Below are 18,212 nucleotides of genomic sequence, written 5' to 3'. Positions count from 1 at the left end.
CTGCCTTCACAGGAAGAATACTCCTTCGGCAGATTTGGCCTCTGGCTGAGACAGCGTAACGATTTCACCTGCTTTCAGTCCGGAGAGGATCTGCACATCAACATTGTTGGAGATCCCCGTTTTGACTTCACGCGCCTCAGTACGTCCGTCCGGGGTCAGCACCTGAACCTGCGATTTTTTATCCGCTGTTTTATGCACCGCCTGGACAGGTATCAGCAGGGTGTTTTTTGCTTCGCCTAGCACCATTGAAACCTGGGCGGTCATGGCAATGCGCAGGCGATTACCGGGGTTTGGGACGTCGAGGAGTGCGTTGTAATAAACGGATGCATTTGACGTTCCGGATCCCGATGAAGTGCTGTTGTTGGCCAGTGAATCGTCTTTCATTATCGATTCTGGTGCCAGCTCAACGGTGCGCAGTGTGGCATCGTAACGATGTTCAGGCTCTGAGAAGATAGTGAACCAGGCTTTCTGGCCCGGTCTGACACGCGTGATGTCAGCTTCAGAGACCTGGGCCTTAATGGTCATCACGTCAAGGCGGGCAAGTTTGATGATGGTTGGTGCGCTCTGGGTGGAATTTACGGTCTGGCCCTGCTGTGTGACAACCGCAATGACAATCCCGTCCATCGGAGCAACCACGCGCGTGTAGCTCAAATCGACTTTCTTTTTGTCGACGGTGATTTGCGCTTGTACAAGTCGGGCATTAAGCGACTTTATTTGCGCCCGCAAGGTGGCAAGCGTCGTTTCCGCATTCTCGTAGTCTTCCTGAGAGCTGGCCTCTTCACTGAGCATCCTGCGTTGGCGTTTGTATTTTGATTCAGCTTGTTTAAGCTGCGCCTGTTTTGCGAGCATATCGGCCTTAATCTCGCTCAGACTGGCTTCTGCAGTACGCAGGTCATTACGCTGGGGCAGATCATCTATTTCGGCGACAGATTGTCCTTTGGTCACATTGTCACCCACTTTAACTTTCAGTGATTTCACCTGGCCGGAAACCTGTGCACCGACATTGACGCGCTCCACTGCATCCAGCCGGCCGGTGGTCAGTACGGCATTTTCAATACTGCCCAGTCGCACCGGGGCCGTAATGTAGGCAGGCTGTGCTGGCTTATGCAGAAATAATGCGAGTAAAACAGTGGCAATGGTCAGCGCGAAGATGCAAAGCAGTACCGTGCGGCGGGAGGTGAATTTTACTGGCGACATAACGTAGTTTTCCATAACGTTAAATACGGGAAATTAACACTCATCATAGCCCTGGATATTAAACAAAGGGTGAATGAGAATGCTGAGGAGAATGCACGCTGGCAAATATGTCAGGCAGGCTCTTTTTATCGTCATTGCCGGGGTTAAAGGAATTTAAATTAAGCCAGATTATTATGATTTGCCATATGATTAACATCAATGGTCACTTCCATAATATCAGTAGCTCATGAAAAGTCAGAGTGACATTTTCGTTATCCGGCTGAATTTAAAAGTTATTTTTTTATGGCCTGTTTGATTGCAAACTGTTTTCTCCTTCCGTGGTTTGCAGTGTTTTTTATGCTCTGCGCATTGCATGGGGAGTATAAAGATGATGAGTGTAATTAATCAAGGAAGGTGCTATTGAAAAAATGGGCATGCGCAAGAATGGTCTTAAATGAAAAGAATTATCCTAAATATTGATGAAAAAGCTGTTCTTTATTTGCCGAAAATGCAGCTACAAAGTGAAAGTTAACTTCGTATTTATCTGGTCGTCGACAGCAGTATACAAATATTCCTAATAGCTTCAGGAAGAGCTTCCGCTATGGATTTTGTCGCGATTATCCCCGCTCACTATGCATCGATTCGACAGTCAGGTAAACCGCCGCATGATATCAGCGGAAAGCCTTCACGAGGCTCCGGTAACAGGACAATCGTTGATGTACTTGTGCCCGTACTGGCCCTGTACCGTGAAGAAGTTCCGTTGCCTGATGTGGCTGACGCGGCGCGTGCCGGGGCGGAAAATACACCTGCGTAATGACGAAAGCCAGAGCGGGCGGTTCATCCTGCTTCAGTTGCGATAACCTTGACGGAGTGAAGGATCCGGGGGCATATGCAGTCGAGAAGTTCTTTGCGGTGCTGGTGGATAAATTTTCTGAGCTTCGCCGTCTATCTGCATTGTGCTTTCATTTTTAATATCGTGTGACAGCTGCAAACAACCTTTTATGCCAACCTTGCCAGGAGATTATCTGTTGTTTTGTTCGTTCACAATTACCGTGTTCATTCTCAGGGACATCTCGCTACCACCTGTTATTTCTCTGTGAACTCTGGCCTTTGTTGATAGGGGGAGGCGGATAAAATATCGGAGCAATCTGGTGGGACAGGACCATCAGGGTATTAAACGTATTGCGAAGTCTGCACCCGGATTTAAATCATTGGGATCCGCGGAAGCGACAATTGTGGGAATAGCGTTGCACCGGATGCTTAAAAAAGAGCAGCATGGAAAATACAGGAGACACCTCAGCCTGGAGGCAGTTGTATACATAAGCAGCCTGACCATGTCCGGAATAAGGCTCCCCTCGATTTTGTAGAGTATTTTCGACAGAACCTGCCGGATTTCACTTCAGACTGATATATATCCCCTCTGCAAATTTTCTCACAGTATGGTCAGAATTTCCTTCTTGCCCCCCCCCCCTGATAATGGGGCGAATATGCCGTCGGACGCATTTAAACTTATAATTAATCTAAGGAATGAATATGAATAGCTTATCCACTACCGACGACTCACTTGTCGTCGGCAAACTCCCTGCCGGTATATCTGTTAACTCAATGGAGGTCGACTTTCCCGACGCGGTCTCACACCGCTCGGCAAAAATCTTCGGTAACGAGAAAAATAATCTCCCGGTCCGGGTTCGCTTTAAAATTATCCGGACCGATGAAAAGAATAATGTCACCGATGTCACCGATGAATGGAAAGACAAGGTTTATCTTTACGACACATCCTCAAAGAAAGCGCTTTCCGGTAGCGTCGGTATACACGACGGGACCAGCAATGAGCTGTTCTGCAGTCTGAGTAAAAATGATTACACCCTGGGGTTTTATGACAACGGGGGTGGGGAAACGCCGGTTTCTGCTGATGGTACGGCGGAAAAGGTATTTTATGTGAGTAGTCTGTCTGTAATGCACTCCACGAAGGAGTTTAAGCTGGGGGCATTTCTGTCGCCGGAGCACAGTGCCACCCCCATCGGTGACGGCAGCGATGCCTCCAGCCAAGAAAAGGCGACTGTCGCTCTGACCGTTATGGAGCCGATTGATTATACCAACGCCTCGGCGTGGGGGGGGCAACAAAGGGCGGTGAGACCGACATTTCCTTCCATGGTAATCTTGTGCTCGAGGCTCGTGGTGAAAAAGGTGTTGATGAAAATAAGGTGTCAGGGAAATATACCGCCTGGCAGCTCCGTCATTCCATGTTGAAGGATAATTCCCCTATCAGGCTGACTGTCACCAGCGCCGGAGGGGCAGAAGACGGTAAACTGGCCCCCAGCCAGGGCGCCGTGGCCTCATCTGAACAGACCATCAATCCTGAAACCCGCTTTAATGCCTGGGTCGTCCCTGTGCAGGGGAAAGCGTTAACCATCACTCCCCGGGAAACCGCTCAGAACCATACATTTGTGGAAGTGAAGACCCCGATAACGCTCCTCTCCTTCAGCCACGGACTGAATTATAACACCCAGGATATTTCTGTTATGCAGGCATCAGTGACGGTTAAGGATAGTGACTTTTCTGTTCAAACCAGTAACGACCTGACGGGCATAGTGAACATCCGTGACAATGTGGGACATCAACAGCGCCTCCGGGTGACCTGTAGCACCGACGGCCGACCGGCCGTCACCGGCAAAGGCTGACACCTGCTCCGTCCGGGCGCCGGCATGCCGGCGCCCCTTCCCGCCCCGGCGCCATGGCCGTTTCTGAGATATTCACCCCTGCATTTCCGTTAAACATGACCCGGCGCATCCTGAAAGATGTTATTGAAAAACTTTAAAACCAGCGATAAAGCGTGATCTGGTCAGCTGTCTGACCGTGCAGTTTGCCATGAGCTTACGTCAGGCATGCAGATTGTTATCACTGAGCAGGAACATGTATCTTTACCAGCCTTACACTCGCCGGGATGAACCAGTGATTCTGGCACCGACTGAGCTGGCAGCACGTTATACGCAATATGGTTTAAAGAAGCTGTTTCAGCTGCTTCGCTGGCAGGGCAGCGTCTGGAACCATAAGCGTGTTTACCGTGTTTACTGCCGGTTAAAGCTGAATTTTTGTCGGAAAGGAAAGCCTCGTTTGCCTGTGTGTAACCTGACACCACTGGCCACGCCGGAAGCGCAAAACCAGAACAGGTCTATCGATTTTATGCACGCCCGCTGGGCTGCGGCAGGCGCTTTCGGACCTTCAATATAGTGGATGATTTTAATCGTGAAGCGTCGGCGATAGAAATCGACCTGAATATCCCCCGTCCGGGTCCTGGACAGAATAGTGGCAAGCCGCGGCTACCCGCTGAAGATGCGAATGGATAACGGGCCAGAACTGGTCTCACTGGCACTCGTCACAATGGGCTGAAAAACATGGCGCGCAGCTCGAATTTATCAAGCCGGGCAAATCGACACAGAACGCGTTTATCGAACGTTTTAACCGAACTTACCGGACAGTAATCCAGGATTTTTCTCTGTCAGGCCCCTGGATGAAGCCCGGGAAATCACGGAATGCTGGCTGAATGAATACCACAGCGAGCGTCCCCATGAATCCCTGAAAAACCTGACGCCGGAGGAATACCGGCTGGTGGCTAAAAAACGGAACTCTCAAAAAGTACGTGGAACTAAAGCTGGGATACTTACAGGTGCAACTTCCTGCTGAGATACAACATAATCCAGTTTATATCCTGATGTTGAAGGGACGATGTGGGCAGTGCAACAGAAACTTATGAAGAAGCATGTGAACGGATCCGATTGAGGCCAAGAGAGAAGGGGGATATTTACTACCCCACTCTCAACACGTGTTGTTTGTCTCAGAAGGTATAGCTAATACCTACAGTGAGCTCGGTAACGTCGTGTTTATTGACCATCGGGCTATTGCTTATGGTTGAAGGATAAAATCGTCCCGTGATTTCTCCCCAAGTATTCCATTGGTTTGACCAGGCATAATTCATCGCCAGTTGTAAGTAAGGCACATAACTGTCGTTTGGGCGCCAGGTGGAAAGGCCGCTACGTTCAGACTCTTTATCTGTTATCCCATAATAATAACGTGTATTTTGCGTATTCGACCAGTCAACGCCCACCTCAGGGACCAGGGTAAAATTCCCCCACTGCTGCAGTAGAATATAGGATACATTCAATGTTACTCCCTTACTGTTATTCAGCGTGTCAGCGCCCACTGTTGTGCTGAAAGCTCCAACAGGGGAGATATACTGCCAGGTAAAGCCGCCCATCATCGTGCTGTAGCGACTATTGAGGCTGCGCATAGCCGAATTGCGACCATCGGAAGAACTATATTGGTTAGTGTAGTAATAGAGTTTTGCACGGAAAAGTTGAGTATCGGTATTGATAAAATTATATCCAGCTTCAGTGCCATCAATGTACCAATCTTTACCGTTGTAACCGATATAGGGCAGGGCCCAATGATCGGCATGACGCGTTTTATACGCGGTTCCGTAATAGCCCCCCTGAACGCCAAGAGAAAAATCAGCGCTGTGTGCAACTTCAACAACGAATAGCATAAAGGCCAGCATAAACTTAAGGTTTTTACACATCATTTATTCCTTTCCCGGGTAAAAGCACTCAAGACAATTCAACGGGTGCGGCGTATATCCAGTGAATATGTCGGGCCAATAGTCGTTACGTCAGATCTTGTAAGGTGGCTACGTTTCTTCAGTTCTTCAAAAGGAAGACTGTTATCAGGAGATTGTTCTTGTAGCAATAACGATCCGTATAACCACTTAGCAATATTCTCCAGTCATATTGAAGTGGTTTACTGAATTTGGCCACCTGAATAGAGGTGATATGCTCACCTCAGAACAACTGAAGTGGTTTACTGAATTTGGCCACCTGAATAGAGGTGATATGCTCACCTCAGAACAACACAGGTGCTCCAATGAAAAGAAGAAATTTCAGTCCTGAATTCAAACGCGAATCCGCTCAGCTGGTTGTCGATCAAAACTACACCGTCTCTGATGCCGCTAAGGCTATGGATGTCGGTCTTTCCACGATGACAAAATGGGTCAAGCAACTGCGTGAAGAGCGTCAGGGCAAAACACCAAAGGCCTCTCCGATAACACCGGAACAAATCGAAATACGTGAGCTGAAGAAAAAGCTACAGCGTATTGAAATGGAAAATGAAATATTAAAAAAGGCTACCGCGCTCTTGATGTCAGACTCCCTGAACAGTTCTCGATAATCGGAAAACTCAGGGCGCGTTATTCTGTGGTCACTCTCTGCCATGTATTCGGGGTTCATCGCAGCAGCTACAAATACTGGATAAACCGTCCTGAAAAGCCAGACGGCAGGCGGGCTGTATTACGCAGTCAGGTACTTGAGCTGCATGGCATCAGCCACGGTTCGGCCGGAGCGAGAAGCATCGCCGCAATGGCAACCCAGAGAGGCTACCAGATGGGGCGCTGGCTTGCTGGCAGGCTCATGAAAGAGCTGGGACTAGTCAGTTGCCAGCAGCCGACTCACAGGTATAAGCGTGGCGGTCATGAGCACGTTGCTATCCCAAATCATCTTGAGCGACAGTTCGCCGTAACAGAGCCCAACCAGGTGTGGTGCGGTGATGTGACCTATATCTGGACAGGTAAGCGCTGGGCGTACCTCGCCGTTGTTCTCGACTTATTCGCAAGAAAACCAGTGGGCTGGGCAATGTCATTCTCACCGGACAGCAGACTCACCATGAAGGCGCTCGAAATGGCATGGGAAACGCGCGGTAAGCCCGCTGGAGTGATGTTCCACAGTGACCAGGGCAGTCATTATACGAGCAGGCAGTTCCGGCAATTACTGTGGCGATACCGGATCAAACAGAGTATGAGTCGGCGTGGAAACTGCTGGGATAACAGTCCAATGGAACGCTTCTTCCGGAGTCTGAAGAACGAATGGGTGCCAGTGATGGGTTACGTAAGCTTCAGCGATGCAACTCATGCCATAACGAATTATATCGTTGGATATTACAGCGAGCTCAGACCACATGAATATAACGGTGGGTTACCACCAAACGAATCGGAAAACCGATACTGGAAAAACTCTAAAGCTGTGGCCAGTTTTTGTTGACCACTTCATATTTCACCGCAAAGGATACGGATTTTCCATGATAAAATATGTTGGACGTGCAATTGTTCAGCAGTGTGTTATGCCACTCAGGGTGTTGGTTAACTTTCTCAATTCTTAACAGATAACTGCAAAATAAATCCTGGCTTTGCTGACGTGTAATGTTTAAAGGGTAGAGATAAACACGCTCTTTTCTTACGTTGGCACGGACACCAATCAGATCCCTTTCATCAGCAATTACATAAACCAGGGGATAATTTTTCAAAAAACCACCAAAGGCAGACCAGGATTGATTTTGCCGTCTGCGAGTTTCAATTGATAATGCCAGCCATCGCCCATTTTCGAAGCCAAAACTTAGGAAGACATGTGCGATAGCGTTTCCTGCCCAATAAGATAAAACCAGGTCAGTAGCGATAACGTCACTCAGTTTCAACTGACAATCATACCAGTCCGGGGCAGGACGAGTTTCATTCCGATAGCTAAAATTTCGTATATGACTAATGTGAACATTATCACTGTCTTGCCATTCTATTGAGGCCACCCGGGAAGACTCTTGCAGCCAGGGAACCATCTTATCGGCGTCATTTCCTTTATTTTTCATTATCATGTTCTATCCAACTGTTGTCTCCAGCGATGCAACCACGAGTGCTCAGCAGGATGAACAAGAGCATGTAGCGCGCGTGCATAGTCCAGCATCAGACCTGGTGTCCAGGCCATGGTGGTAGCGCGTTTTCGTAACTGAGCGGCAATCCATAACTCCGGCATGAAAAATAAGCGGATGAAATGTAGCCATCCACGCTTGCCGGAAAGGATGCCGTCAAGCGCTGATTCGAGGGCGTAGGCAACGCTGCTGGAACAGTTACGCCACGTCAGGTTATACGTGTTGACCTCGCGGTAGCTTTCCCAATAACGGCGTAAGGCGTTGGCATTGTAATGATGAAAGACAATTTTCCAGTCGGAATCACACCAGTCGGCCGCTTCACGTTGATAGCTAGGTTTAAATTCACCGGGCACGTTATTTTCCTGAATAGCTTTAAGCGTTTGAAAAAATTCCGAGGGTGAACGGTCAATCTCCACAGCAGGATACAGACTGATGTATACATCAGGTGGCGATTCCAGTGCGGCATGTCCCGTTGAAATAACTCCGTCAATATCAACCGCGGCAATATAGCGATTAATCACCGGCCGTGGGACGGGCGAATTCTCGGAAGAGCCCTCCGGGGTCCAGATATGAACAATCAGCGGTCCTCCTGGGTGAGCGTCATGCATAAATTCCGAAGCTGGTGGTTGCGTTGCGTGTTCCATCAAGTTGAAGATGGTCGACCCTTCACGTAGCTGGAATGCACGGAATGCCAGCCGAAGGCACTGAATGCTGCCTAAAATCATAATCATGCCAAGAAATTGTGAAATGGTTCCATGATGATGGGTGGGGTAAGGAAAAAAGAGGAACAGAGAAAAAGCCAGTTGCGCAATACCACCAACAAAAACCTGTGGCCAGCGATCGTAACGAACGACCCAGGCTGAAGCCATGACAAACAACCCTGTAATGAAAAAAGCGAAACCGAACAAAATGGCCAATAGCAGATTGCTGCTTTCACGCCCGGAAAGGATTAGGATTGCAATAAAGCAAAAGGTTCCACCTTTGAAATAATATACTGATTTTTGCGCACCTTTAGCATTGTTGGCTAAAACCAGTGTCACAAGGCTTTCGATCAGTAGCAGAATGCCAAAGACGTGGAAAGGGAAATAGCGCATTCCTTCTATGCCATCCAGGAAGATAGAGATGCCAAGCCCCCCCCACAGTACACCCACAATCCCCAGTGCCGGGGCTGCTTTTCGCACAAAAGCCATGCCCATCAATAACAGTGCAACCTGCAGCATTGGTCACATCCCCTTGATAATTGAGTCGGGCTCCTGAAATTCGCCCGCCCAGTAGCCAATGAGTACGACGCCCTCCGGCTGCTGTAATGCAATGAGCTTCGTTTCTTGTAGATGCAACGTGTTACCCGGAGAAAGGATCAGTAAAAACCGAAACGCTCCCTTGATGGCGCCACCATTTTGCACAATGGCCCATCGTTCACGCATTATTTGTTGGTCATCGTGTGACATCAGAGAGAATAGCTGGTCGGTGTGATTAATCATCGAAAGGTGTTGAGTGAGTCTGCTGGGCGAACTCTGGTCCCAGGTCAGGTGTCCACTTCTGGGATCCAGATAATAGGATGATGCAGGACTGGTTCTCTGATGATGCTTGAGCAGATAGACAAAGTTCAGCAGGAGCGCTGTGCCTGACAGATAACACTGTGCCAGCAAAAGGGGCTCACCTGGGTGCAAACCGGGTATAAACAGCGGGCCGTTACGCTGCCATGAATAGTAAATCACGATGATGCAAAAGCTCAGAAATGCCATCGCCCCCATCTGATTCCCACTGAGCACCGGTATCATAATCATCACCAGGACGGGAATACAGGCCAGGCTGAACAGGAACGCTTCTCCCCGTGGCCCGCCAATAGGCTGATGGAAAACATAAATTGTACTCAGGCATAACACCAGCCACAGCGCACCACCTATCAACCATTTATGCGATATTTCTAGCTCTTGTCTCAAGAACAATCCCATCACGATAGTTGTCAACAGAATAGTGCCGACTACGTTGGCAGACCACCAAATCCATACCGTCTGAACGAAGCCCACTCCATGGTGCAACACAACCCACCCTCCGCCGAGCACTGCTGCAAAGGCACTGGCTATCAGAGTCGCAGACAACCAGATTACCAGGCTGTATAACGTGTCATGAGGTCGAGTGAAATGCCGTACGCACCAAGCGACAGATAAATCGGTACTTAAAGAAATAACAGAGTGCATCAGAGATATTTCAAGCGGATGCCGCATTGTCACATCAAGAAACGTTCTAACGAGAAACAGGCTCAGGAACAAATACGGCCAGAAACGACGAGGTGTCATCAGGAAAGCACTGACGGCAATACCTGCCGGAAACCAGACAAAAGACACCTGGCTGACGGGATCATCAAGATAAAGTGATATGTACCCGAGAAAAAAATAGAGAACACACCACAGCAATAGCTGCATCAAAAATCGAACTGAAGACACCATGCCCCCGGAGTAAAAATTTTCGAGATTAGTGCGATGATCTAAAGCGTAGTACAAAAATCATACTGAATGTGATTGTGTGTTCCCCACTGAGTAGACCGTTCGGGTAAATCGCACCCTTAATGGTTCTGTGATGCTTTGGCTGTGGGGGCGGAGGACATTATTTCAAAGAACAGAAAAGAAGGAATAAGCGCCCACTCTGCAGAGGAAAGATCCTGCGGTCACGCTCTGTACATATACTGAAAACAGCCAATAACCACAGATACAAAACAGTCTGTGTTGACATACTACATGGTGTTTAACTATATTCCCGGAAAGTATGTTTATTCGTATCAAGGCCACGTTACTCTTAAATATGTTAATAACTGGCTCGGTGCTCTAAATTAAAATGCCGCACAGTTTTACAGGTTTTATTATGTCTGAACCGATGACTTAATAATAATGCTGATCTCAACCGAATGACCAAAAAATACCGCTTTTAAAATCGGCTAAAAATAAGAGAGTCCTTATGTTGAAAATATATATCATTCTCGCTGTTTCGATCACGGCAGAAACGCTGGCAACCACAATGATGAAGGCATCACATGGATTCACCAGATTGATACCCAGTGTTGTTGTGGTTCTCGGTTATTCTATTTCGTTCTATGGGCTTTCGCAGGTTGTAAAAGTAATGAATATTGGAATTGCTTATGCAATATGGGCCGGCTTGGGGATATTTCTTGTTTCAGTAATGTCATTTTTGATATATAAACAACGACTCGACATTCCGGCACTCATCGGATTGGCGTGCATTGCAGCAGGTATTATAATTATTCAGCTCTTCTCTAAATCTATAACTCATTAAATAATGTGTCACATCTGATTATTGTGCCTTGATTCTGATTACCCCGCCATACTTCCTGAACCCGGCCGGCCGAGCTGGGGTTTCTGTTCTGTTGTCTGCGTACAGTGTACATGGTAAGCTGTGTTCATTACCCCTGAACGGGAGCTGATAAAATGAGAGAACGCAACAACGTGCCACCGTTGAAAATTGATTCCGCTGATTTCAGCAAAAATTTGGGGATGTACTCCAGAAATTCGGAGCACACTGAGCAATTTCTTGCCAGTGGTATTGAGGATTACCATATTGATGGCTATGTGCCACCAGCTAACTATAGCCTGGTCAAATCCCTGTTTGAGGATCAGTATCGAATCGTCACCACTGACGAAGGTAAGCCATATACCGCCTACGCCGTGAAGCTGGTGCACCATCGTGAAATCACATATCCGCATAGCGCTGTAACTCAAGTGATGGTCTGGCGTACCCCATCCAGCCGCCATTATTCAGCCATTCAGGGCTTCGCAAAGCTGTTTTTCCGCCATTTACTGGATATCACCAATATTGTGGTATCAGACAGCGAGCAAACAGGCGATGGACAGCGTTTCTGGCTGGATATGCTCGACTGGGCATATAACAGCGGTTACTCGCTTTACGTTGCTGATGGAACCGAAGGAGAGGACTGGCCTAAGTTTCCAATCACCTCACTGGATGAACTGGAAAACCGATGGCTTGAATATGCGTGGGGTTATGACCGTGATGTACATCCACACCGCCGCCTGATTATCAGCAAAAAGCCGCTGGAGGCCGCGTGATGGTAGATGTGAAGGAATTGCGCCTGTCACTGGGCGTTTCCCGCGCCGAATTCGCTGATGCGGTCGGCGCATCAACCGCGTTGGTGCAGAGCTGGGAGTTAGGACGCCGCCAACCTACCGGCGTTGCGTTAAAGGTGCTGGCGCTCCTGCAACGTAATCCGAAGCTATTAACAGAATTACGTCGTATAGAGGGTTAAGGACATTGTTAACCGAGCAGTAGTATAAAGTGGCATTGATAACCGTTGAGCCGTATTAACCTTTATAGGTACAAACAAGGCCTGATCAAAAGTCCTCGGGAAATAGTAGATACCTCACTATATAAGGGCCCGCCAGACTGAAGATGGGTCTCATCCTTAGAAAGCAGCGATCACTGTGATGATACTGTAGCGCGGACATGTCTATTTGGTCAGAGGAGGATGCGGACGAATTCCTGGACCTTCAGGGGTTAATTTATGCATTCATACGAGGACTGGATCCGGGCCGTCGAACTCTATTACCGGTATAGAAAGTAAGTCTCCGTTGTTGTCATGGAGCTGAGATATCCTTCCACAAAACAGTTGAGCCGTTGGGTTAGGATTTATGAAGAGAAGGGCGATTTACCCAGGGAATTAAAGCCAAGAGAACGCTATTCACGTGCACAGAAAATTGTTGCTGTTGAGCATTATCTTACTCACGGTGGTTGCCTGTCGTACACTCGCCGTGTCATCGGCTACCCAGTAGCGAAATTCTAAAGCGCTGGATTGAAGAGTTTTACCCAAATGTGCGTCCCCTGGCCATTCGCTCAGGCACAAACAAATGCTTCAGCCCGGAAGAGAGGTCTCAGGCCGTCCGGATACTGCCAGACATCGATGCATTTCCCCTGAAAACGACGGTTTTCTTCATTATCCTCAAGCAAATAAAGCTTCTTATCATACTGTAAAGTCAGGTTTTTTTGAGACCTTACGTTGTCCGCGCAAGGTAAGTGTCGCCTGCAGGTTTTCGCCATTCTCCAGCGGGCGATGTACGTCAAAATCGTAACATTGCAGACAACTCAAATTTGGCCTATATTTAGACTTCTATTGTCTGTGAGGTTATTATGAAAGTTGAAACCATCAGCTACGTGAAGAAAAACGCGGCATCGCTCGATCTGGAAGAACCGATACTGGTCACTCAGAACGGGGTTCCGGCGTATGTGATTGAGTCCTACACCGCGCAGCAGGAGCGAGAGAACTCAATAGCACTGCTTAAACTGCTGACGCTTTCAGAGAAAGACAAAGCAGACGGTAACGTGTTCAGTAAAGAGCAACTGCTGGCGGGTCTGTAATGGCGGTAATGATTCAGTACACCAAAACCGTCAAAACCTGCATCGATGACATCGCCAGCCATCTTCGTCGTATCGACACCGCACCCAAAGACGTGATCAGTGGCATCATTGAGCACTTCGAAAAGAGGGTAGGTGATTTTCCGTTGGGTTGTCAGATTTGCCCTGAACTACTCAAAATAGGCTGCGCAAAATATCGGGAGTGCAATACTCCGGATGGCTACAGAGTCCTGTACTCGGTTGAGGATGATGCAATAACGGCTCATGCAATACTGTCCCACAGGCAGGATATTCAGAACCTTCTCTTCAAACGCCTGATTAGCGTTTGAGTGGATGTACAAGAAATTCTGCCCAAACAGAGCAGCCCAAAATTTCTGATTGTTGTTAAGGCTACAACTGTCGCCCTATATCAAACCCGTTTCGGTAATGGTGCGTGACCTGGTTATTGAGAGGTATTCCGATCCTGTCTGGCGAGTCAGTATGCTGAACCCACTGGCTGATCCTTGAATTAGAACCGTCCCTGCCAGCAGGGGCAAAACAGAGAATAATAGACGGTCCTCGTGAATATCAAATTCGGCAAGCCTACGTTACCCAGTAATTTCCGGCATTATGTTGTTGACCGGTTATTTAGTTATTTTCTTATGGGTAAATATAACTGCAATCCCAGGTGGCCACTGTTGTATGTTTAACGGTTGGTTGGCTTGATAAGTCAACAACATCATGATTTGGTTTTTTTTTATAAGCTAAATGGAGGCTAAAAATGAATATTTGGACTTGGTCAGGAAAATATTTCGGCTACATATCCAATGACGATCTTTATACGTACAGAGGCAAGCATGTTGGCAAACTGAACGGCAATGAAGTCTATGGTGTTGATGGGCGCTACTTAGGCGAACTGAGAAACAAAAGGCTAATAGTCAATCGCTCCAAGCTGCACCGCAAAGTCGCCCGGTTCACCCCGAGGAACAGATCGGGAACAACAAGATATGTTAACTATGTTGGGTATGCCATGTACATGGGTTATCAGGACTTTCCTCAGTGGGACACCTTTTAATTTTGCTATCAGTGCCTGTCAGTGATTCTGTGTAACTGCCAATGTATTAACTACTAACAGCGTCGCCGTGGATTAGCAGCGAGGTGAAGAAATGAATGACGATAAAACGCCGTATCCACGCCTACCGCAATGAGCGGCCATAATGAGTTGGTTACAGGTTGTTGCGGGCTACCTCATTACCGGTGCTGCCAGTGCCGGTGTGGCCTGCCTGTTCGTACTGGCAGTTGCTCTGTTCTGCCAGGTTGCATAGCCGTGTCGCCAGAGGTTTCAGCCGAGGAACTGATAAAGGTGCTTGAACAGGCTGTCCTGCTGCACAAAACGAGGCACGACAAAATGACTCAAATACGACTACGCCTGGACACCTATGGTCTCCGTGTAACCCGTGCATATTGCGGCAGTGTCTGTCAGAGATCTCCAGCCGGCTGGCTGCAAGGCGTGTTGTCAGACGCCTGTCAATCACGTCCTGAAGGATCCTGAGTCGGTTCACATCGTTCATTGAGAAAAACTCCGTTCCGTATGCCGTCATGAATCTCATCCTTGGAAAGCAGTGATCGCTGTGGTGAGACTGTAGCGCGGACATGTCATTTGGTCAGAGACGGACATTTAAATTTAGCTAATGTTATTGCAAGCTTAAAATGTCACCTCATTTAGCCAGTTAGAAATGTCACCTTAAGTGATGTGAAGAGAGAGAAGGTGGTTTATGTCAGAGGAAAGCAGGCATGAATGACGTCCATGCCTGTGATGAGAGGCTATACCAATAAGCTGTTATTCGCCTTTTTTATGGTCGTGTTCCTTCAGTCCGGGATGCTTTGGTTTGTTTTCCGGAGTGACACGCCTTCTTTTATCTTCTTTGCCAGTTGATTCAGCAATCGGCTTTGGGCCAGGTTTAATACCCATAAAAATCTCCTTGAGTGACAAACAGATTCATATTTACGAACTGTGGCAGTAATGCCAAATATGAAATGAGGGTTCATGGTTATAAAACCAACTGACGTGTTTTCAGAAGCTTGCACTCCATCACACTGCTAAAGGTAAAAAAACAGAACAGAGCAGGGGGCTAGCGTTTCAGACTGGCTCGGAACTCTTCAGGATTAGCCAGTACAGGGTTGATGGCCTTGAGTTGCTCCTGAACCCGGGCCTGTGCACGTCGTTTGGGCATTTTTTTACTCCTATCTCGCTTTCCCTCTCGATCCAATTCATCCATCTTGTCCTGAGCCAGTTTCAGTACAGCACCGAGCCGTTTGTTATCAACGATTTGCCCCTGGTCGATGCATTCCAGTTTATCGAAGACCTGATAATTGAGTGATCGGTAGCCATATTTAAACGCCAGCGTACCATCTGGGTAGTCGTAAACTGTGATTTTTTCACCTGCAATTCTGGTATTTTCTTCCGTAGGTTCAACGAGATATATCATCTTATCGTAACGGAAAGTCAGTGTTTTCGAGAGTTTTCGTGATTCCTGCCAAGCAAAGATATCATCCAGATCTTCAGAGCTTTCAACCACCGGTCGATGCAGGTCTTTGGGATATTTTGCTGGTCTGGCAAAACGACGATTGAAGTCAATAATGAAGGAATCCAGCCAGGCATTGGCATCCTCGATGCTGCTGATGCCTTCAAGCCGCATTTCTTTGATAAGTCGATCCTGAAGAGTCTGGTTTGCGCGCTCAACGCGACCTTTAGCTTGCGGGCTGTTGGCGCATATCAACTCGATCCCCAGTTCGGAAAGCACCCGGCCGAACTGAGTGATTCCAGTTGTGGTAGTGCCACCATTATTGACCCTGAAAATGCCGTGCTTATCGCTGTAGAACGCCAGTGGTTTGCCATGCTGTTCAAGATACTCGCGGGTGGCCATCATGTAATCAAAGGCTGATTCAGTCTCGCCGAAACGGAGGTGCATCAGGCGCCCAGTAGCATCATCAATGAAGACGAGCAGGCAGCATTTGGGGGCACGTCCTTCAAACCAGTCATGCGGGGAACCATCGATCTGAACAAGTTCTCCAAGGCAGTCACGCCGGTATCTGGGTTGATGAACACGTGGCCTGCGACGTGAGTATTGGACCCAGAGCCCATCAGCCGTCATCCATTTTCTCAGTGTTTCAATAGACACCGTGATGTTATGGCGTTCGCGCAATTTTTCTGCGGCCAGCGTTGGTCCAAAGTCGCTGTAATGATCGTGAAGTAAAGAAAGTACACGCAGCTTCAGTGACTCAGGAAGTCTATGATTACCGGGGCGTCCTCGTCGAAGGTTTGCCAGACCTGCAGCACCAGATTCACGAAAGCGGTTCATCAAACGCTGTGTCTGACGTTCGGTCAAAGCAAGCTGATGAGCAGCATCGCGACGGCGCATGCGCTTTTCAACAACTGACTGAATGATGTTGATCCGACTGAGTTCTTTATCTGACATGGTCACAAGCATCCTGATGTCTCCATGGCCTGAGGATTGAATCCTTTATGCCAGAAAAAGTGACATCACTAAATGTGTTAAAAGTGACATCAGAATATTGGAGTTACAATCATGGTGCGCATAATCTATCTTATGTTAAATTTACTAAATATAATGTTCTAAATCAATTTGTTACGAGTTACCTTCCGCTCACCTTCTATTGAGGTAGCCTGAGGAACAGGGTCCGCGCCTGTGTCTGAGATACCTTAAAGCCATGATGAATATAAAAAGCTTTCGCTTCATCTGTCAGCGCGTGAACCATGATTGCCCGTACGCCAATATTCTCTGCAACCCGATAGCAGCGCAGCACGGCATCATGCAATAAATCAGCGCCAAGTCCTTGTCCGTGGAATGTGATGTCAACAGCCAGACGCGCAAGTATGATGACGGGGATCGGATCAGGCATATTGCGTCGGAGATTCCCCGTGGCTTCCACATGGTTAACACTGCCGGTGGCCAGGGAGTAAAAACCAACAACGCGCTTCGTCTCTGCTTTACAGACAACGAACGTGCGGGCCGCCCCGAGGGCCTGATTTTTTAAGCTTTTCTGTCTGAGCCAGTCATCGAGCACAACTTCTCCACTGATGAACTCCGCCACCTGATGATCGCTGGATAACGGGGCTGGCGCGGTTACACGTCCCACTGAGGTTTCCTTGTCAGCAGTTTGTTAATCGCGGGCTCATCCGTGACAGGGGCATCAAGCATATCGATAAACTCGACATACTGTTCATCGTTGAAATTGAATACACGACGGTCGAGGATCACGTTCTCTGCAGCCTGACAGGCCATTTCCAGAATGAAGTCTGTACGTGATTTATGGAGGATCTCTGCCGCAGCATCAATAAGCGCTCTTTGAGATTCCTTCGCTCTGAGGTTGAGCTGAACATCTGATTTCATGTGTGCACTCCTTGTATAGCAATTGCTTTACAATAATAGCACAAATGTTATGTATAGCAATCGCTATACGGCTGAGACAGATCTCCTCTCTGAGACTCCGGTCTGTAAGCCATTCTGTCGTCACTTCAACGATGAACGCCGGATGACTGACCGCTATCACAGATGGGATGATGCCGTTACAACAGAGAACCAGAGCGGTGGGAGCTATAAAAAAGCGCCTCTTCTGGCATTGTTCTGCTCTCCACCTGCTTATTGTAATTGACTATACTGATTGCCCTCACCTCTTACTTCTACTTCCGAAAACCTCCGGCAACAGGGACTAACATTCTGAAAAAAACACCTATCAAACTGATTTAATTGAATTATTTAAAATATTCTTATTGCGCACATTACGATCCGACTCCCCACGAAAACCCGTTTTCCCGGAAGGTTCTGCACTGAATAAAAGCCCCCAAAGGGGTAAATTTTGCTTCTTATGAGGTAGTTATTCTCATCTCCACGTCTAGCTTTTTTCGGATC

18 protein-coding genes and 4 pseudogenes are annotated in these 18,212 nt (G+C 47.9%); 12 read left to right on the top strand and 10 right to left on the bottom strand.

What is annotated here, in order from left to right; all coding sequences use genetic code 11:
* Window positions 1-6: 6 nt before the first annotated feature.
* Window positions 7-1,197, bottom strand: coding sequence for an efflux RND transporter periplasmic adaptor subunit (locus CNE01S_RS20635; RefSeq protein WP_425430216.1), 1,191 nt, complete (start codon window positions 1,195-1,197; stop codon window positions 7-9).
* 580 nt (window positions 1,198-1,777) lie between these two features.
* Between CNE01S_RS20635 and CNE01S_RS25870 the strand changes: the two genes are divergently transcribed.
* From CNE01S_RS25870 to CNE01S_RS25390, 4 genes and pseudogenes are all read left to right on the top strand, one after another.
* On the top strand, window positions 1,778-1,990 hold the full coding sequence (locus CNE01S_RS25870; protein WP_061278125.1) for a hypothetical protein: 213 nt from the start codon (window positions 1,778-1,780) through the stop codon (window positions 1,988-1,990).
* A 719-nt stretch (window positions 1,991-2,709) separates the two neighbouring features.
* Complete coding sequence (locus CNE01S_RS20625; protein ID WP_061278123.1) at window positions 2,710-3,426, top strand: hypothetical protein; 717 nt, start codon at window positions 2,710-2,712, stop codon at window positions 3,424-3,426.
* Entirely contained in the window at window positions 3,420-3,857 is a 438-nt protein-coding gene (locus tag CNE01S_RS20620; protein ID WP_061278121.1) for a hypothetical protein, read from the top strand. Before CNE01S_RS20625 ends, CNE01S_RS20620 begins: the two co-directional genes overlap by 7 nt.
* A 104-nt stretch (window positions 3,858-3,961) precedes the next feature.
* A pseudogene (locus tag CNE01S_RS25390) lies at window positions 3,962-4,826 on the top strand (IS3 family transposase); the annotation flags it as partial.
* Window positions 4,827-5,011: 185 nt separating this feature from the next.
* Here CNE01S_RS25390 and CNE01S_RS20610 read toward each other — a convergent pair.
* Window positions 5,012-5,755 carry a MipA/OmpV family protein gene (locus CNE01S_RS20610; protein WP_245874548.1) on the bottom strand — a complete coding sequence of 248 codons (744 nt, stop codon included), beginning with the start codon at window positions 5,753-5,755 and terminating at the stop codon, window positions 5,012-5,014.
* 338 nt (window positions 5,756-6,093) lie between these two features.
* On the opposite strand from CNE01S_RS20610, the gene CNE01S_RS20600 reads away from it, so the two are divergent.
* Window positions 6,094-7,262, top strand: a protein-coding gene (locus CNE01S_RS20600) for an IS3 family transposase (protein ID WP_096754220.1) whose coding sequence is annotated in 2 segments (ribosomal slippage) — window positions 6,094-6,343 and window positions 6,343-7,262 — 1,170 coding nt in all. Because the reading frame shifts where the segments join, the coding sequence is not laid out codon by codon here.
* Here CNE01S_RS20600 and CNE01S_RS20595 read toward each other — a convergent pair.
* From CNE01S_RS20595 to CNE01S_RS20585, 3 genes are read right to left on the bottom strand one after another with little or no spacing between them, the layout of a single operon-like run.
* Window positions 7,237-7,860 (bottom strand): Lnb N-terminal periplasmic domain-containing protein, encoded by a 624-nt coding sequence (locus CNE01S_RS20595; protein WP_169799428.1) that lies wholly within the window; start codon window positions 7,858-7,860, stop codon window positions 7,237-7,239. The genes CNE01S_RS20600 and CNE01S_RS20595 overlap by 26 nt on opposite strands.
* A 2-nt stretch (window positions 7,861-7,862) precedes the next feature.
* On the bottom strand, window positions 7,863-9,140 hold the full coding sequence (locus tag CNE01S_RS20590) for an HdeD family acid-resistance protein (protein ID WP_061278112.1): 1,278 nt from the start codon (window positions 9,138-9,140) through the stop codon (window positions 7,863-7,865).
* Window positions 9,141-9,143: 3 nt separating this feature from the next.
* Entirely contained in the window at window positions 9,144-10,370 is a 1,227-nt protein-coding gene (locus CNE01S_RS20585; RefSeq protein ID WP_082763255.1) for an MASE1 domain-containing protein, read from the bottom strand.
* A gap of 508 nt (window positions 10,371-10,878) precedes the next feature.
* Here CNE01S_RS20585 and CNE01S_RS20580 point away from each other — a divergent pair.
* From CNE01S_RS20580 to CNE01S_RS20555, 7 genes and pseudogenes are all read left to right on the top strand, one after another.
* Window positions 10,879-11,211 carry an SMR family transporter gene (locus tag CNE01S_RS20580; RefSeq protein WP_072279197.1) on the top strand — a complete coding sequence of 111 codons (333 nt, stop codon included), beginning with the start codon at window positions 10,879-10,881 and terminating at the stop codon, window positions 11,209-11,211.
* A gap of 152 nt (window positions 11,212-11,363) precedes the next feature.
* A complete protein-coding gene (locus CNE01S_RS20575) occupies window positions 11,364-11,999 on the top strand; it encodes a hypothetical protein (protein WP_072279192.1) in 636 nt (211 codons plus the stop codon).
* Window positions 11,999-12,196 (top strand): helix-turn-helix domain-containing protein, encoded by a 198-nt coding sequence (locus CNE01S_RS20570; RefSeq protein WP_061278106.1) that lies wholly within the window; start codon window positions 11,999-12,001, stop codon window positions 12,194-12,196. Before CNE01S_RS20575 ends, CNE01S_RS20570 begins: the two co-directional genes overlap by 1 nt.
* A gap of 255 nt (window positions 12,197-12,451) precedes the next feature.
* A pseudogene (locus CNE01S_RS24755) lies at window positions 12,452-12,837 on the top strand (IS3 family transposase); the annotation flags it as partial.
* A gap of 237 nt (window positions 12,838-13,074) precedes the next feature.
* On the top strand, window positions 13,075-13,302 hold the full coding sequence (locus tag CNE01S_RS20565) for a type II toxin-antitoxin system Phd/YefM family antitoxin (protein WP_061278104.1): 228 nt from the start codon (window positions 13,075-13,077) through the stop codon (window positions 13,300-13,302).
* Window positions 13,302-13,628: a type II toxin-antitoxin system RelE/ParE family toxin gene (locus CNE01S_RS20560; protein ID WP_061278102.1), complete on the top strand. Its 327-nt coding sequence runs from the start codon at window positions 13,302-13,304 to the stop codon at window positions 13,626-13,628. The genes CNE01S_RS20565 and CNE01S_RS20560 overlap by 1 nt, the downstream gene beginning before the upstream one ends.
* Window positions 13,629-14,059: 431 nt before the next feature.
* Window positions 14,060-14,353, top strand: coding sequence for a 4-fold beta flower protein (locus tag CNE01S_RS20555; protein WP_061278100.1), 294 nt, complete (start codon window positions 14,060-14,062; stop codon window positions 14,351-14,353).
* Between the two features lie 385 nt (window positions 14,354-14,738).
* Here the strand turns inward: CNE01S_RS20555 and CNE01S_RS26095 are convergent.
* From CNE01S_RS26095 to CNE01S_RS20540, 5 genes and pseudogenes are all read right to left on the bottom strand, one after another.
* Window positions 14,739-14,879: pseudogene (locus CNE01S_RS26095) on the bottom strand (ISNCY family transposase); the annotation flags it as partial.
* Between the two features lie 239 nt (window positions 14,880-15,118).
* Complete coding sequence (locus tag CNE01S_RS25865; RefSeq protein WP_004218042.1) at window positions 15,119-15,250, bottom strand: hypothetical protein; 132 nt, start codon at window positions 15,248-15,250, stop codon at window positions 15,119-15,121.
* A 160-nt stretch (window positions 15,251-15,410) separates the two neighbouring features.
* The gene (locus tag CNE01S_RS20550; RefSeq protein WP_082763257.1) at window positions 15,411-16,757 is read right to left on the bottom strand and encodes an ISNCY family transposase; all 1,347 of its coding nucleotides are present in this window, start codon (window positions 16,755-16,757) and stop codon (window positions 15,411-15,413) included.
* A 196-nt stretch (window positions 16,758-16,953) separates the two neighbouring features.
* Window positions 16,954-17,439, bottom strand: coding sequence for a GNAT family N-acetyltransferase (locus CNE01S_RS20545; protein WP_061278097.1), 486 nt, complete (start codon window positions 17,437-17,439; stop codon window positions 16,954-16,956).
* Window positions 17,427-17,715: pseudogene (locus CNE01S_RS20540) on the bottom strand (type II toxin-antitoxin system TacA family antitoxin). The gene CNE01S_RS20545 and the pseudogene CNE01S_RS20540 overlap by 13 nt, the downstream one beginning before the upstream one ends.
* Window positions 17,716-18,212: the final 497 nt, after the last annotated feature.

Source organism: Cedecea neteri NBRC 105707 = ATCC 33855 (assembly GCF_001571265.1).
In the GTDB taxonomy this organism is placed as follows: domain Bacteria; phylum Pseudomonadota; class Gammaproteobacteria; order Enterobacterales; family Enterobacteriaceae; genus Cedecea; species Cedecea neteri.
The sequence above is the reverse complement of the archived record's forward strand: the minus strand, read 5'-3'. Positions and strand labels throughout refer to the sequence as shown.

What these genes read in the sequence shown, in the direction of transcription:
- CNE01S_RS20635 (WP_425430216.1), bottom strand. Translation starts at nt 1,197, where the DNA reads ATGTCGCCAGTAAAATTCACCTCCCGCCGCACGGTACTGCTTTGCATC.
- CNE01S_RS25870 (WP_061278125.1), top strand. Translation starts at nt 1,778, where the DNA reads ATGGATTTTGTCGCGATTATCCCCGCTCACTATGCATCGATTCGACAG.
- CNE01S_RS20625 (WP_061278123.1), top strand. Translation starts at nt 2,710, where the DNA reads ATGAATAGCTTATCCACTACCGACGACTCACTTGTCGTCGGCAAACTC.
- CNE01S_RS20620 (WP_061278121.1), top strand. Translation starts at nt 3,420, where the DNA reads ATGTTGAAGGATAATTCCCCTATCAGGCTGACTGTCACCAGCGCCGGA.
- CNE01S_RS20610 (WP_245874548.1), bottom strand. Translation starts at nt 5,755, where the DNA reads ATGATGTGTAAAAACCTTAAGTTTATGCTGGCCTTTATGCTATTCGTT.
- CNE01S_RS20595 (WP_169799428.1), bottom strand. Translation starts at nt 7,860, where the DNA reads ATGAAAAATAAAGGAAATGACGCCGATAAGATGGTTCCCTGGCTGCAA.
- CNE01S_RS20590 (WP_061278112.1), bottom strand. Translation starts at nt 9,140, where the DNA reads ATGCTGCAGGTTGCACTGTTATTGATGGGCATGGCTTTTGTGCGAAAA.
- CNE01S_RS20585 (WP_082763255.1), bottom strand. Translation starts at nt 10,370, where the DNA reads ATGGTGTCTTCAGTTCGATTTTTGATGCAGCTATTGCTGTGGTGTGTT.
- CNE01S_RS20575 (WP_072279192.1), top strand. Translation starts at nt 11,364, where the DNA reads ATGAGAGAACGCAACAACGTGCCACCGTTGAAAATTGATTCCGCTGAT.
- CNE01S_RS20570 (WP_061278106.1), top strand. Translation starts at nt 11,999, where the DNA reads ATGGTAGATGTGAAGGAATTGCGCCTGTCACTGGGCGTTTCCCGCGCC.
- CNE01S_RS20565 (WP_061278104.1), top strand. Translation starts at nt 13,075, where the DNA reads ATGAAAGTTGAAACCATCAGCTACGTGAAGAAAAACGCGGCATCGCTC.
- CNE01S_RS20560 (WP_061278102.1), top strand. Translation starts at nt 13,302, where the DNA reads ATGGCGGTAATGATTCAGTACACCAAAACCGTCAAAACCTGCATCGAT.
- CNE01S_RS20555 (WP_061278100.1), top strand. Translation starts at nt 14,060, where the DNA reads ATGAATATTTGGACTTGGTCAGGAAAATATTTCGGCTACATATCCAAT.
- CNE01S_RS25865 (WP_004218042.1), bottom strand. Translation starts at nt 15,250, where the DNA reads ATGGGTATTAAACCTGGCCCAAAGCCGATTGCTGAATCAACTGGCAAA.
- CNE01S_RS20550 (WP_082763257.1), bottom strand. Translation starts at nt 16,757, where the DNA reads ATGTCAGATAAAGAACTCAGTCGGATCAACATCATTCAGTCAGTTGTT.